Source organism: Gilliamella sp. Fer1-1, assembly GCF_001690825.1.
Lineage (GTDB): Bacteria > Pseudomonadota > Gammaproteobacteria > Enterobacterales > Orbaceae > Gilliamella > Gilliamella apicola_C.
The window spans coordinates 1-15,099 of the sequence record NZ_LZGX01000092.1 but is presented as its reverse complement, the minus strand read 5'-3'; the positions used below and the strand labels follow the sequence as shown (position 1 = coordinate 15,099).

Sequence of the window (15,099 nt, the reverse complement as noted above, 5' to 3'; positions counted from 1 at the left end):
TAAGCATTATATTATTCCAGTTTATCGCTAAAAATAACTAAAAGGTCATTCGGCTGTTATCATTTCCATAAACTCTAAATGGGGTATTTAAATCAATCCCATTATTAAGTACAACTTGGACACAAACGCCGTCTTTTTCGTCTAATTTTGCAGCGGCTAATACAATTCCTCCTTCTCGCCAGCCACCAGCAAGCTTGTATTCAAGCGTGCTACCAATTTCAGGGAGGACATCACTGGTACCTTTTATTACATACATACCACGAGTATTAGCGCCGCGAAATTGCGCTCTTGCTACCATTTCTTGACCACAATAACAGCCTTTTTCAAAACTGATTGCATCATAAGATTGTAAATTACAGGCTTGCGGTAATAACGTTGCCATATTGTTATCATCAATAATAGGATAGCCTGCTTGTAAATCAAGTTTTAACCACTCATCGCATGGTAGTAAATCATCTTGAATAGGCTCTGGCGTTACCATTATAACGCGCATTTGTGGTAAAGGAAGTTTGATATAGGTAATGTTATTTTCAGTAAAACAGCTGATATTACTTAATTTGGTTGCAATTGTTGACGGAATCGCATTACCGACCAACCCAATTATATTCAAATCTTGGACTGGCTCAATAGTTACTTTAGAAAAAACAGCATATTTTGCTAGCTCAGCAATTTGTTTTTTTACAACGCTTTTACGCACGATATAGTAGATATCATCGCCTCGCTGAAATAACAGTAAAGTACTCCACATTCTGCCTTTATTATCACAATGAGCAGCATAGAGTGTTGCCTGTTCAGAAAGCCGATTAATGTCGTTAGTTATTTGCCCTTGCAGAAAAACTCGGTTATCTTGGCCTGAAACTTTAACTAATTGCCAATCAGCAAGGGAAGTTGGTTTAGAAAAAATATTGCTCATATTAGTACCTTTAGGTAATGAAGAATCCTAGTAACATGATGACTAGAAAAACTTAGGCTTTGAGTGTATATAAAAAATAAAAAATTAACAATCAAATCAACTAGCAATATTTAAATAAATAGGGATAGCTTATGAATATTATTCATGATATTGCAAAAATTAATTTTGTTAGCACCTAATTTTGCCTGTAATGTACTTAGTTAATTGACTTTATTGATTTTGTTTACAAGTTGATGCAAAATGATTCAGAAAATGACAAATCAGTTACATTGGAGGCAACAACCATGGCAAAACTGTCAGGTGCAGAAATGGTTATTCAATCTTTGATTGACCAAGGCGTAAAGCAGATTTTTGGTTATCCCGGTGGTAGTGTTCTTGATATTTATGATGCAATTCACACGTTAGGCGGCATTGAACATATTTTAGTTCGTCATGAACAAGCAGCGGTACATATGGCAGACGGTTATGCTAGAGCAACAGGCGATGTCGGCGTTGTTTTAGTTACCTCAGGCCCTGGAGCAACCAATACAATTACTGGTATTGCAACCGCTTATATGGACTCTGTGCCATTAGTTATATTGTCTGGCCAAGTCGCCAGTAATCTAATTGGTAATGATGCATTCCAAGAATGTGATATGATCGGCATTTCACGCCCCATTGTTAAACATAGTTTTTTAATTCAAGACAGTAAAGATATTCCAGAAACTATCAAAAAAGCGTTTTATATCGCTTCGACTGGACGACCAGGTCCAGTGGTGATTGATTTGCCAAAAGATATTGTTAATCCAGCTAATAAATATCATTATCACTACCCAAAATCTGTCTTAATGCGATCTTATAATCCAACTATTCAAGGACATAAAAAGCAGATCAAAAAAGCATTAACGACGCTATTAACTGCAAAAAAACCAGTGTTGTTTATTGGTGGAGGCGCAATTGCCTCTGATGCAAGTCAGGAAATTAAAACGCTAGCTGAAAAACTCAATTTACCTGTTACTTCAACATTAATGGGGATTAGCGCTTTTCCTTGTACCGATAAACATTATCTTGGCATGATTGGTATGCATGGCGTCTATGAAGCCAATATGGCTATGCATAACGCTGATGTGATTTTTGCAATTGGTGCTCGTTTTGATGATCGAACTACCAACAATGTTGAAAAATATTGCCCAAAAGCCAAGATTATTCATATTGATATTGATCCTACTTCTATTTCTAAAACTATTTTGGCTTCGATCCCTGTGGTGGGTGATGCAAAAGTTGTTCTTGAAACGATGTTGTCAATGTTAGATGAATTAAATACTGAACGTGATCTTGATGCTTTGATTGATTGGTGGAAGCAGATCGAACACTGGCGCGCTCGTCACTGTTTAGCTTATAGTCATGAAGGGCAAAGCATCAAACCACAAGAAGCAATTGAAGTATTATATAAATTGACCAAAGGGGATGCCTTTGTGGCAACCGATGTAGGGCAACATCAAATGTTCACGGCACTTTATTACCCGTTTGATAAACCACGCCATTTTATTACCTCAGGTGGACTTGGCACGATGGGATTCGGTTTGCCAGCAGCGCTTGGTGTTAAATTAGCATTTCCTAAAAAAACCGTTGTTTGTGTGACAGGTGACGGTAGTATTCAAATGAATATACAGGAGCTTTCAACAGCTTTGCAATATGGTTTGCCTGTACTAGTTTTAAATTTAAATAACCGTTTTTTAGGCATGGTTAAGCAGTGGCAAGATATGATTTATGCTGGCCGACATTCGAGTTCTTATATGGAGTCCCTTCCTGATTTTGCTAAAATTGCAGAAGCTTATGGCCATGTAGGTATAGTAATAACTAAGCGTGAAGAGCTTGAGTCTAAACTTAAACAAGCACTGGAAATTAAAAACCGTTTGGTTTTTGTTGATGTCATGACTGATGCTACTGAACATGTTTACCCAATGCAAGTGCGAGGTGGCGCAATGAACGAAATGTGGCTTAGTAAAACGGAGAGAACCTAATGCGTTATATATTATCAATTTTAACTGAAAACGAACCGGGCGCATTGTCACGAATTATTGGCTTGTTTTCACAGCGGGGTTTTAATATTGAAACAATAACCACCGCACAAACTGAAGACCCAACTATGCATCGTATGACAATCCAAACCACAGGCGATGAGCATGTGCTTGAACAGATCCAAAAACAGTTGCATAAATTGGTTAATGTTTATCGCGTGCATGATTTAACCGAAGGACCACATGTCGAGCGAGAAATCATGCTAGTCAAAGTTGCCGCAAAAGGCGCTGATGCGCGTGACGAAGTAAAACGTTGTGCCGATATTTTTAGGGGATCGATCGTGGATGTCACCGCAACACATTATATTGTGCAATTATCGGGCACCAGTGAAAAGTTAGACTCATTTTTAGCTTCAATTCGCGAAACATGTAATATTGTTGAAATGGTTCGATCTGGGATCATTGGTTTATCGCGTAGTGAAAGAACAGTCAAATAACTGTATTTTTAGTTAATATATTTAATTAAGGCGCGTTGTGTGCCTTAATTTAAGCAAAAGAAAATTTGAAATCATTCATATAAAAAGAATAGGTGCTATTCATCTAGAATCGATAAGCCAGAAAAGGCTTATTTCATTGATATATTAAATAATATTCGTAATTTTCCTTCTCGGCAAAATATTAGATAATACTCGACGTTATAAATATATTATTTAGGTAATGCTACTTTTCATTTTATTTTGGCGATATTGAGCCATCAGCTGAGTGTCGATAAACTTGATTATAATAGATTTAAATATATTCAAGGCGATAATTTTTACTGTTATCGGTTTACCTGCACCTGATTTTCCTCATCCCTTTATCAAGCATAATTTAGCAATAGTTAAATGGTTAAGGATTTCGGCTAACCAAAGACAGGTATTGATAAAGCATTGTCAACCGTCTGTTATCTGAACACTGTACTGACTTTTTTGGCCATAATGTTTTCCTCTGATTTTTATTTATATTATTGAGATGACTTTTACTTATTTTTTCGATAATAATTTATGTCTATTCTTCGCCATAATTTTTCCAATCACTATAAACAATGTAAGCGTTTTCCTGCAAATTGCTCAAAATTCATAAAATAAGTTGATAATGCAAATGATAATAGTTATCATTACTATTAATTTTTAGGTTTGATAAAACAATAAAAGATAGGAAAAACAATGAAATTCGTTAATCAATTAACCATATTCGGCTTATTGAGTACAGCATCGGTTATTGTTTGTGCTCAGGAAAATATTAAAGATGATACTAATATCGAGACCATGAAAGTTATCGCTAATGTTAAAGATAATAATGATCAGCGGATAAAAAAATCATCAACAGCGACAAAAATGCCTTTTGATATCAAAGATGTTCCGCAAACGATCAATTCAGTGAATCTTGAGCAACAGAAAATTTATGGGCAAAGTGATTTAAATGTAATAGTAAATAAATTGCCTGGAGTTGATACAACATATGATATGCGTGATGAGGGGGTAAAAATTCGCGGTTTTTCGGCAAGCTCTGGTGATATTTATCGTGATGGCGTTCGTGCTAGTGGGCAGGTTAGGCAAAGTACTGCAAATATAGAACGAATAGAAGTATTGAAAGGTCCCGCATCTGTGCTTTATGGACGGGGTTCGGGTGGTGGAATAATTAATATGATTAGTAAACAAGCTAATTTTGATTCACCAACAACCTTAAGCTTACGTGGAGGTTCATGGGATAAATATGGTGGTATGATTGATATTAATCATATTTTACATGATAAACTGGTAATGCGAATGACTATTGATCATCAATCAGATAAAAGTTTTCGTAAAGGGATTAAGCAAAGAGATACAATGGTGTCGCCAAGCCTACTTTATGATAATTTAGAGGGATTTAATTGGTTAGTTCAATACACGCATGATCATTTGTGGCGTAAACCTGATCGGCCGCCAGCTTATTATGATTTACCCAAAGGCGTGTCAACTAAAACGTCTTATGCTCATCCAGATGATTATGTGAAAGATAATTTTAGTTCATTACGCTCTGTTATGGGATTTGCATTTAATCATGATTGGTCAATTAAATTAACGAATTTATACCGCCAAGCAGCTCAAAACTTCGATCACATTTATGCGGGTAGTTATTGCCATTTAAATGGAAAATTGAACAACGGCAAAGCTTGTGTCCATCCGGGGAAGTTGCAATTTCGCCGCGCTTGGCAAGAGACAGCCAATAAAACCTATAGCAATACTGTTGATTTAATGGGAAAATTTAATACGGCCAGTATTGTTCATGATATGCTTATTGGTGTGGAATATAACATTGAAAAACGTCAGCCAAGATTAGCCTTAACAAGCGCTTATCCTGAGGCCGTTGATCCTTTTCATCCTCATTGGCATTCCCAAAAGCCTCATTACAATAAATTAAATACCAAAACTAACCATAAAGCAACATCGACAGGCTTTTATTGGCAAGATTTAATCAGTTTTACAACACAGTGGAAGTTACTGGCAGGATTACGTTATGACGATTATAAATTTGCATCAGACGATAAATTAAAACACCAAAATCGTTCATATGATGGACACACGTTAAGTCCTCGAGTTGGTTTAATTTGGCAACCTATAGAATCACAGAGTTTTTATGCTTCTTATAGTAAAAATTTTGCACCTTATGGCGGGCGTGGGCTTATTACTATATCTACTGACTCAAAAACAGTTTATGATGATAAACCTCAATATTCACGCCAGTATGAAATTGGTGTCAAAAGTGATTGGTTAGATGATAAGCTTTCTTCTCAAATAGCCCTTTATGATCTTGAATTATACAATGTCCGTTATCAACCTGATGCTATTAACGATCCTTATAATTGGGCGGTTAAAGGTAGTGATCGTAGCCGAGGCATAGAGTTAAGTGTTATTGGTCAGTTGGCATCAAAATGGTATATAAATAGTGGTATTGGTTATCAACAAGCCAAAGTTCACAAAGATAAAAAAACACCGGCCAACCAAGGAAAATATTTGCCTAATACTGCTAAAAATAGTGGTTATTTAAGCATTCGTTATTTACCTTACGATAATTGGTTTACAGAATTGGAAGTCAATTATAAAGGAGCTATGTATAACGATGATAAAAATCAATTTAAACGTGCTGGTTATAGTGTATGGAATGCTGCGGTTGGTTATCAATCGCCATCCTTTGAGGTAACGTTGGCATTGACTAATTTGTTAGGTAAAGCATATTGGCGTTCAAGTAGTATGCCAGGCACTCCGAGAGCTTTCTTGCTGACTGCAAGTTATAAACTATAAAGTGATATAAAAAAACAAATACTGAATTATTTGAGGATTAGAATTGGTAAATAATTATAAGTAATATAATTCAGTATGTTGTTAATAAATTTAGGGCATTTAGGCAAAAAATAAGTTAATTAGCACTTTGCTATATAGCACAAAAGCAAGTAGTTTAATGTCGAATGTAGATGCTAATAATTTAGCAATTGAAGTATTGTCTAAAAATTTCAAGTGAATAAAACATGAATTGAATAAAAATGTTTAAAAATTTTATTTTTCAATAAGATAAATTCCTTAATAGACTGTGTTATTCAAACAAAGGGTTTTTACGAACATTAAAATGGTTAAAAATTGCTGATGAATGTATAAAATGCCACTAAAAAGAATAACTCGATTAATATAGGTATAATAAATTCTCAATGTATTAATAAAAAGTAGTTCCTTTAAAAAATAAATTTTGCTAACGCGCTTAAAGAAACAGTTAAAATTAATTATTCAATTGTGAGACAAAGTAGATTCTGTTATACTAATTTCCCGTCTGATTCATCGTATATTGCTTTGGTTTTTAAGGTTTAAAATCAGTGCGATATTATTCTATTAAATTAATAATGGTCTGGTATTAATGGTCACGAATTATATTTTTGTTACAGGCGGTGTCGTTTCTTCACTTGGTAAAGGCATTGCCGCAGCATCATTAGCTGCAATTTTAGAAGCCCGCAATTTAAAAGTCACCATGCTCAAACTTGATCCCTATATTAATGTCGATCCAGGCACAATGAGTCCTATTCAGCATGGTGAAGTATTTGTGACTGAAGACGGTGCCGAAACTGATCTTGATTTAGGGCATTATGAGCGCTTTATTCGCACTAAAATGACGCGAAAAAATAACTTCACGACTGGACGCATTTATTCTGATGTGTTACGTAAAGAGCGTCGCGGTGATTATTTAGGTGCGACGGTGCAAGTCATTCCACATATCACTAATGCAATTAAGTCACGAGTGATTGATGGCGCAAAAGGATTTGACGTTGCGATTGTCGAAATTGGTGGTACGGTAGGTGACATTGAATCACTGCCATTTTTAGAGGCGATCCGTCAATTAGCGGTTGATGTTGGTCGTGAGCATACCTTATTTATGCACCTAACATTAGTGCCATATTTAGCTTCAGCAGGTGAAGTGAAAACTAAACCAACACAGCATTCAGTAAAAGAATTATTGTCAATTGGTATTCAACCTGATGTATTAATTTGTCGCTCCGATCGTATTATCCCTGCTCATGAACGCGCTAAAATCGCGTTATTTTGTAATGTGCCTGAGCGCGCTGTTATTTCGCTTAAAGATGTCGATTCTATCTATAAAATTCCGGCATTATTAAAATCGCAAAACTTGGATACTTTTGTTTGCAAACGATTTAATCTTGAATGTAAAGAAGCCGATCTTTCTGAGTGGGAGCAAGTCATTTATGAAGAAGCCAACCCTGTTGGTGAAGTCACTATTGGTATGGTGGGTAAATATATTGCTTTGCCAGATGCCTATAAATCTGTCAATGAAGCTTTAAAACATGGGGGGTTAAAAAACCGTTTAACCGTTCATATCCGTTATATTGACTCGGAAGATCTTGAATCTCGAGGTGCAGAATTACTTCAAGGTTTAGATGCGATTTTAATCCCTGGCGGATTTGGTTATCGTGGTGTCGAAGGTAAAATTATGGCTGCTCGCTATGCGCGTGAAAACAAAATCCCATATTTAGGTATTTGCCTTGGCTTACAAGTGGCTATTATTGAGTATGCACGTAATATTGCTGGTATTAAAGATGCTAACTCAACTGAGTTTGTTAAAGATTGCTCAAATCCAATCATTGCTTTAATCACGGAATGGAGCGATAAATCAGGTAACGTTGTTCAACGCAGTGAAGATAGTGATTTAGGTGGTACGATGCGATTAGGCTCACAAATTTGTCATTTAGAGCCAGATTCATTAGTATTTGATATGTATAAGAAAGAGTCAATTACTGAGCGCCACCGCCATCGTTACGAGGTAAACAACAATTTATTACCAGAAGTGGTTAAGGCAGGGTTAAAAGTCACTGGTCTTTCAACAGATAGAAAGTTGGTTGAGATCATTGAAATTCCAGACCATCCATGGTTTGTTGCTTGTCAGTTCCACCCTGAATTTACTTCAACACCACGAGATGGGCACCCACTGTTTAGTAGTTTTATAAAAGCTGCCAAAGCATACCAAGAGCAGCAACAAAAATAGTTTTGAATTAATATATATCAATATCTGTCATATAGAGGAAAATAACATGGCAAAAATCGTTAAAGTACATGGTCGTGAAGTCATCGACTCTCGTGGTAACCCAACTGTTGAAGCTGAAGTTCATTTAGAGGGCGGTTTTGTTGGTCTGGCAATCGTTCCATCAGGTGCATCAACAGGTTCTCGTGAAGCGCTAGAACTTCGTGATGGTGACAAATCTCGTTTCTTAGGAAAAGGCGTATTAAAAGCAGTTGAAAACGTAAATGGTCCAATTGCTAAAGCAGTTGTTGGTAAAGATGCGTTAGATCAAGCAGTAATCGACCAAATCATGCTTGATTTAGATGGCACCGATTTTAAATCTAACTTAGGTGCTAACTCAATTCTTGCTGTATCTTTAGCAACAGCTAAAGCAGCAGCAGCCGCTAAAGGTGTTCCGCTTTATCAACACATTGCGGATCTTAATGGCACTCCAGGTCAATACTCAATGCCATTACCTATGATGAACATCATCAATGGCGGTGAGCACGCAGATAACAATATCGACCTTCAAGAATTCATGATTCAACCAGTTGGTGCTAAATCAGTACGTGAAGCAATCCGTATGGGTTCTGAAGTATTCCACAACTTAGCTAAAGTGCTTCACGCTAAAGGCATGAATACTGCTGTTGGTGACGAAGGTGGTTTTGCGCCTAACTTAGGCTCAAATGCTGAAGCTTTAGCTTGCATTAAAGAAGCAGTAGAAAAAGCTGGTTACGTATTAGGTAAAGATATTACTTTAGCGATGGACTGTGCAGCTTCTGAATTCTACAACAAAGAAACTGGTAAATACGTATTAAAAGGTGAAGGAAATAAAGAGTTCACCTCTCAAGAATTCACTCACTATTTAGAAAGCTTAACTGAGCAATATCCAATCGTATCAATTGAAGATGGTTTAGACGAAAGCGATTGGGATGGTTGGGCATACCAAACTAAAGCATTAGGTCACAAAATCCAATTAGTTGGTGACGATCTATTTGTTACTAACACTAAAATCTTCAAACAAGGCATTGAAAAAGGTATCGCTAACTCAATCTTAGTTAAAGTTAACCAAATCGGTACATTAACTGAATCTATTGCTGCAGTTAAGATGGCTAAAGATGCTGGTTATACTGCGGTTATTTCTCACCGTAGTGGTGAAACTGAAGATTCAACAATTGCTGATTTAGCTGTTGGTTTAGCTGCTGGCCAAATCAAAACGGGTTCAATGAGCCGTTCTGATCGTGTTGCTAAATACAACCAATTAATTCGTATTGAAGAAGCTTTAGGTTCAAAAGCACCATTTAACGGTTTAAAAGAAGTTAAGGGTCAATAATTAGTTTTTGATAAACTAAATTATCACTTATAAAAACGGTGACTAGTTCACCGTTTTTTATTTTCATATAATTTAATCCTGCTTAATGTAGGAATAGTTGCACCAACTAAGGTTGTGTTGTACTCTTACCGTTTGATTGTTTATGGCTTTTGAAAAATCAATATGTATTGATTAATAAGCCTCCTTATAATTGATAAAATAACTAACTCGATTTAAAGCTCTACTTATGAATAATATTACGAATATGTCTCAGCCAAAAAGTAAATGGCAACTCTTTAACTGGCTTTATACTGGTAAACTACCGCTAAATGAATTATGGCTTAACTCGACCTATCGTTATAAGTTTTTTTTAAGAACCTTGTTTTTAAGCCCAATAACTTTAAAATGGCTTGATAAATTAAGACAGTACCCGTTACTTGGCTATTACTTTTCGTGTCAAACAAATTTACCGTGTAAATTGCAACGACCTTATTTGGCATCTTGTCTAAGTCAAAAAGCGCGATATGATGCCTTAGTCTATCATTATGATTTTTTAGCAAAACAGTCTGATAGCTTGACTAAAGCATTTTACAACCCGCAATCACCTTTTATACTGGCAGATATGTCGGTTAAAAATGAAACCAATATCCAAATTGCGGTTCAAGCTCGTAACAAATTTGCGAGGGAAGGTGAAATTAGCCTTTATTTTTATGATAGTGATGGAATTGATTTAGCAACATTAACATTTTCCATTATTGAATATCAAGGTAAGCCCACTCTTTTCATTGCAGGATTACAAGGTACTGGCTACTCTGATGCACGCACGCGTGTACAAAAAGCAACTAAAGCATGTTATGGGCTATTTCCTAAGCGCATTGCTGTTGAAGCGGCATTAATCATTGCACGTTATTATCACTTAACACAAATTATTGCTGTAGGGAACAAAACTCACATATACAACAATTGGCGCTATAATAGTCGTCAGGAACGTATTTTGTCTGATTATGATGAATTTTGGTTAACTATTGATGGCAAACAAGATGCTCAAGGTTTATTTTTACTACCCAACCAAATTCATCGAAAATCAATTGAAGAAATCGCTAGCAAAAAACGTTCAGAATACCGTAACCGTTATACACTGTTAGATCAACTTCAAACCAAAATAGAAGAACAATTAACATCATTAAAATAAATTTGTTATTTTAATGCACTTAAGTACTTCTAAAACGAATACAAATAAATCGCTTGTATTAAATTCACACAAGCGATGTTAAAATCCAATAAACCCATTTTTTATAGTATAAATACAAAAATAAACTGTTAAGGAATATAAAATGTATTTTGGTATTCTTATTGCGCTAGTGCCTTTATGTATAGGCTATCTGATTAAATTAAATGAACCGAATTGGATTACCAAAATTAACCAAACCTTAAGCTGGATGGTTTATTTTATTCTGTTTATTATGGGTAGCGAGCTTGCCCGCTTAGATAATCTTACTGCTAACTTACAAATTATTCTATTTTATACTGGTATTATTTTTCTATGCACATTTGGTGGCAATTTTATCTTTTTGATATTGATTGAGCGGTGTTTTCCTTCGCAAGCTTCAAGTACAGTTCAAACTTATGAATCTCGCTTTAAAATGATCTTAGAGTCATTACGTGTTTGCATTGCGCTAGCTCTTGGTTTTGTTGTGGGGTTATTGCCACTTTTTATTTGGCAATATAGCGAAGATATTACCAAGGTTGTACTCGTTTTTTTATTGCTATTAATTGGAATTCAACTACGTAGCAATAATATTTCACTAAAACAAATTTTGCTCAATAAAGTGGGGATCGTGACAACGATTATAGTTGTCATTAGTGCATTTTTAGGTGGTATTATTGCTGCATTAATATTAGGCCAACCAATACATGTTGGGTTAGCAATGTCATCAGGATTTGGTTGGTATTCGTTATCAGGCATCTTAATGACTGAAGCTCATGGACCAATTATTGGTAGTACTACTTTTCTAAACGACATTTTGCGTGAACTATCTGCTATCATATTAATTCCAACTTTAATAAAACGCTATAAATTTACCGCACTTGGTTTATGTGGCGCCACCTCAATGGATTTCACATTACCCATGTTGCAAAAAGGAGCAGGGGTAACCATAGTGCCTCCAGCAATTGTTCAAGGCTTTTTATTAACATTGATTATGCCAATATTTATGACGCTATTTAATTATGGAATTGCTTAAAAAATCAATATAATAAGCAATATTAACTAACTCTTTTTATAAAAGATATTTTAAAATATTCTCAATAGACCAAGGGGCTGTAGCCTCTACCTATTTTGTGTAGGAGTGAACCTTTCAATTGCTTAAAATAGTATGATTTTAATACTGCTTTTCAAATAAAATTTGAAGCAAAATAGAATGAAGAGTCAAAATGATAACGATTAATACATTAACGCAAAATAAAAAACTATCCGATCCTGAAGATATAATAGAATTTTTTGATAAGATTTGTGAATGCATACCTTGTGAATCAGAACTACACATAAAACTGGAGCGAAAGGCTTTTTATGCCTTTGTTGTCATTAATACTATTTGCCACTGGCAAAGTGATGGTTGGTGTAATCTTTTATGGAATTTTTCTATAGCAAAATATATTGTGCCAGCAATGCAAGCTGTCAATTTATCAGCTATTGCGGAAGCTATTGAACAGGTCGAACAGACCTATCCTATTTCCTATACAGAATGTAAAGACCAAGCAGAATTATTGGGGTTAGCTAATTTTATTGAAAACCCTCGACGAAAGCGCAAATATATATACTCTGAAAGACTATTAGCTATTTCACAAGAACAACGTCAAATTTATTCACAAAATTTTAATACTAAACTGAAAATATTAGATGATTTAGTCACACCTTTATGGGATTATCAAGCGCCAGAACAAGAAATTTGGCAACCTGTCATTGATTTTATAAATCAACATAACACCCATTAAATCTTAAAACATACAGTGTAATTTTTTTATGAATTTTTTAGGTCATGATAAAGTATTTGTCTAGTGATATTGCTTGTAATAGGAAAAATACAATATTAATTTAGGCTGTTGATGATGAATAAAGAGTGGAAACCATTATTTCAAATACAATTGATTCATGTCATTAATAAATTACGAATTCATGGGCTTCATATTGGTGCGCCTGATTCAGTTATTTATGAAATAATGGGAGAGCCAGAGTTGCCTACCACAAAACTAAATAAAAAAACAAAAATATATTGTCATATATATGGTAATGTTACTATTTATTCAGAAAATAACATTGTGATAGCGATAGATATTGATTTGCATGGTGTTAGAAAAAAAGTGGTTGATTTTGGCGAAGTAGCTAACTGGAAACTTAATGATTGGCTGGCATTATCTAAACAAAAAGGCTGGCATGTTAATAACATATATAATGTGATACAGCTTGAGGGAAATGGCATCGTTATCGGTTTATCTCAAGAAGGTAAAGTAGGCGTGGTATCAATTAGATAATACGTATCAATCAAAATATATCATTTGATAAAGGCATGACTGCCACGGAAATTAAACATGCAGAAGAATATTATCAAATTACTTTTCCATCTGAATTAAAATCATTTTTAATGGAAATATTGCCCACTTCGCCCGGTTTTTATTATTGGAATGATTATACGCTTGAAAATCAAAACTACATTCGACAAGCCTTACATGCTCCTATCCATGCGCTTTTATTTGATATTTAATATAATCATTTATGGTTACCAATTATTGGGGAACCGAGACAGAAAAACGAGAAGATAAATTAACAAGAGCGACACAACAATTAGCCCCAGTTTTATCAGTGTAGAACATTGATATTATTTATTATGGCACAAATCTTTAGAACTATTTTGATTTTCAATTTGGTAAAATAAATTGCTCAGATATTGATATTTTCAAATATAGCATCAGCACCTTTTTGATTAGAATTCATTGAATAACATTGCGTATATTTTTATGTGGGCATTTTTATTAAGCACATAGTTAAATTAAACACATAACATTAAGCATGTTATCACAAAAAATAAAGCTGTTGCTGTAGCCAATTTATTTATAGGAAAATTAAGATATGAATATTAGTTTAGTTATTAACGAGAAACCCCCTGAATTGGATGAATTTTTAGATCAGGATGAAATGGAGCTATCCTCTTTTGAATTTGCTCTTGTTGAGTTATCTCAATATATTAATGGATTGATACATATCACATTTAAAAATGGGTTAAACGTTACTTTAGATCTGTTTTCTGATTTTTTGATCTGTTTAGATGACATTATTAACTCAATAAATGCGGCCAAATTATCACACACTAAAAAAGAAACAATATGGTTTTGTGAACAAGGATCTGATTTTTATTTATACTATGAAGTGAAAGATGAAACGATCCTTTTATCATATAAACAAGGTAAATCTACTGGAATGCCGAATAAATTACTACCTGATTTTTCTATAGAAGTTGATTCATTAGCATATATTAGAAATTGGGAAAACATTTTTCAGGCGTTAATAATCGTTTTTGAAGAAAAACTTCAAAAGAAAATAGCTATCCCTTTTTGAACATGAATAAATATAAACGTCTTTTCTTTTCTATAAAAAGTTTAAATACAAAAATTGAATCGATAACACAATAAATAATTGAATAAAAATTTGGGAGCCAGATATGGTTAAAACAATACATATTGACGTTGATTTTAATGGGATAATTATTTTTGATTATCCAGGAATACTGACTCTTTTTGGCGGGAAAATAGAGAATGGAAAAAACATTCTTCAAGAATTTACAACCACAGATAAAGGTGATGTTGTGCTTGATGAAGGTATTGCCTTACCTATCATGGGGATTGATGATGGTGGCTATATCGTTCGATTGTTTTTAAATGAAATGCCCAGTAATGATGATAGGCGTGTAATATTCAGTGATAAATATTTTTATCTTAATATCACTGGCGATTTATATATTGCCGATATGGCAACTTTTTGGGAATGGGAAGAATATACTGGTTGGAATAAGGCTAATATTCCCAAAGGTACCTATAAAGTCAACTTAGAAGGAGTGCATTTAGAAAAAGACGGCGATATTCAATATTGTTATGATTTAATTTTAGAAAAAATAAATAAGCTTGGTATAAGAAAAATTGAACCGCGCTCAGATGCTAGACTAAGCAAGTGATTGATGATAGGGTAATTACTGCGCTAAAACAAGATTTAAGTGTATTAATAATATTATCATTTATGATAA

Annotated in this window: 13 protein-coding genes; 12 read left to right on the top strand and 1 reads right to left on the bottom strand. The window is 34.4% G+C overall.

From position 1 onward, the window contains the following. Nucleotides 1–37 precede the first annotated feature (37 nt). Nucleotides 38–913, bottom strand: a complete 876-nt coding sequence (gene ygfZ / locus A9G28_RS10100) for a tRNA-modifying protein YgfZ (protein WP_065580595.1) — start codon at nucleotides 911–913, stop codon at nucleotides 38–40. A 284-nt stretch (nucleotides 914–1,197) separates the two neighbouring features. Between ygfZ and ilvI the strand changes: the two genes are divergently transcribed. The 12 genes from ilvI to A9G28_RS10040 all read left to right on the top strand — a co-directional run bounded on the left by ilvI (nucleotide 1,198) and on the right by A9G28_RS10040 (nucleotide 15,030). After that, complete coding sequence (gene ilvI / locus A9G28_RS10095) at nucleotides 1,198–2,916, top strand: acetolactate synthase 3 large subunit (RefSeq protein ID WP_065580594.1); 1,719 nt, start codon at nucleotides 1,198–1,200, stop codon at nucleotides 2,914–2,916. Further along, nucleotides 2,916–3,410: an acetolactate synthase small subunit gene (ilvN, locus tag A9G28_RS10090; RefSeq protein WP_065566682.1), complete on the top strand. Its 495-nt coding sequence runs from the start codon at nucleotides 2,916–2,918 to the stop codon at nucleotides 3,408–3,410. The genes ilvI and ilvN overlap by 1 nt, the downstream gene beginning before the upstream one ends. A 708-nt stretch (nucleotides 3,411–4,118) precedes the next feature. Beyond that, nucleotides 4,119–6,236 (top strand): TonB-dependent receptor, encoded by a 2,118-nt coding sequence (locus A9G28_RS10085; protein ID WP_065580593.1) that lies wholly within the window; start codon nucleotides 4,119–4,121, stop codon nucleotides 6,234–6,236. 604 nt (nucleotides 6,237–6,840) lie between these two features. Beyond that, the gene (gene pyrG, locus A9G28_RS10080; RefSeq protein ID WP_065566680.1) at nucleotides 6,841–8,478 is read left to right on the top strand and encodes a glutamine hydrolyzing CTP synthase; all 1,638 of its coding nucleotides are present in this window, start codon (nucleotides 6,841–6,843) and stop codon (nucleotides 8,476–8,478) included. A 46-nt stretch (nucleotides 8,479–8,524) separates the two neighbouring features. Further along, the gene (gene eno / locus A9G28_RS10075) at nucleotides 8,525–9,826 is read left to right on the top strand and encodes a phosphopyruvate hydratase (RefSeq protein WP_065566679.1); all 1,302 of its coding nucleotides are present in this window, start codon (nucleotides 8,525–8,527) and stop codon (nucleotides 9,824–9,826) included. 226 nt (nucleotides 9,827–10,052) lie between these two features. Next, nucleotides 10,053–10,997 (top strand): VirK/YbjX family protein, encoded by a 945-nt coding sequence (locus A9G28_RS10070; RefSeq protein ID WP_065580592.1) that lies wholly within the window; start codon nucleotides 10,053–10,055, stop codon nucleotides 10,995–10,997. A gap of 142 nt (nucleotides 10,998–11,139) precedes the next feature. Continuing rightward, nucleotides 11,140–12,048, top strand: a complete 909-nt coding sequence (locus tag A9G28_RS10065; protein WP_065580591.1) for a lysine exporter LysO family protein — start codon at nucleotides 11,140–11,142, stop codon at nucleotides 12,046–12,048. A 190-nt stretch (nucleotides 12,049–12,238) separates the two neighbouring features. Then, the gene (locus tag A9G28_RS10060) at nucleotides 12,239–12,799 is read left to right on the top strand and encodes a hypothetical protein (protein WP_065580590.1); all 561 of its coding nucleotides are present in this window, start codon (nucleotides 12,239–12,241) and stop codon (nucleotides 12,797–12,799) included. A gap of 111 nt (nucleotides 12,800–12,910) precedes the next feature. Then, the gene (locus A9G28_RS10055; protein ID WP_065567075.1) at nucleotides 12,911–13,336 is read left to right on the top strand and encodes a hypothetical protein; all 426 of its coding nucleotides are present in this window, start codon (nucleotides 12,911–12,913) and stop codon (nucleotides 13,334–13,336) included. A 35-nt stretch (nucleotides 13,337–13,371) separates the two neighbouring features. Further along, entirely contained in the window at nucleotides 13,372–13,566 is a 195-nt protein-coding gene (locus A9G28_RS10050) for an SMI1/KNR4 family protein (protein WP_065567076.1), read from the top strand. 365 nt (nucleotides 13,567–13,931) lie between these two features. After that, on the top strand, nucleotides 13,932–14,417 hold the full coding sequence (locus A9G28_RS10045) for a hypothetical protein (protein WP_065580589.1): 486 nt from the start codon (nucleotides 13,932–13,934) through the stop codon (nucleotides 14,415–14,417). A 103-nt stretch (nucleotides 14,418–14,520) separates the two neighbouring features. Further along, nucleotides 14,521–15,030 carry a hypothetical protein gene (locus tag A9G28_RS10040; RefSeq protein ID WP_065580588.1) on the top strand — a complete coding sequence of 170 codons (510 nt, stop codon included), beginning with the start codon at nucleotides 14,521–14,523 and terminating at the stop codon, nucleotides 15,028–15,030. The last annotated feature ends 69 nt before the right edge of the window (nucleotides 15,031–15,099 follow it).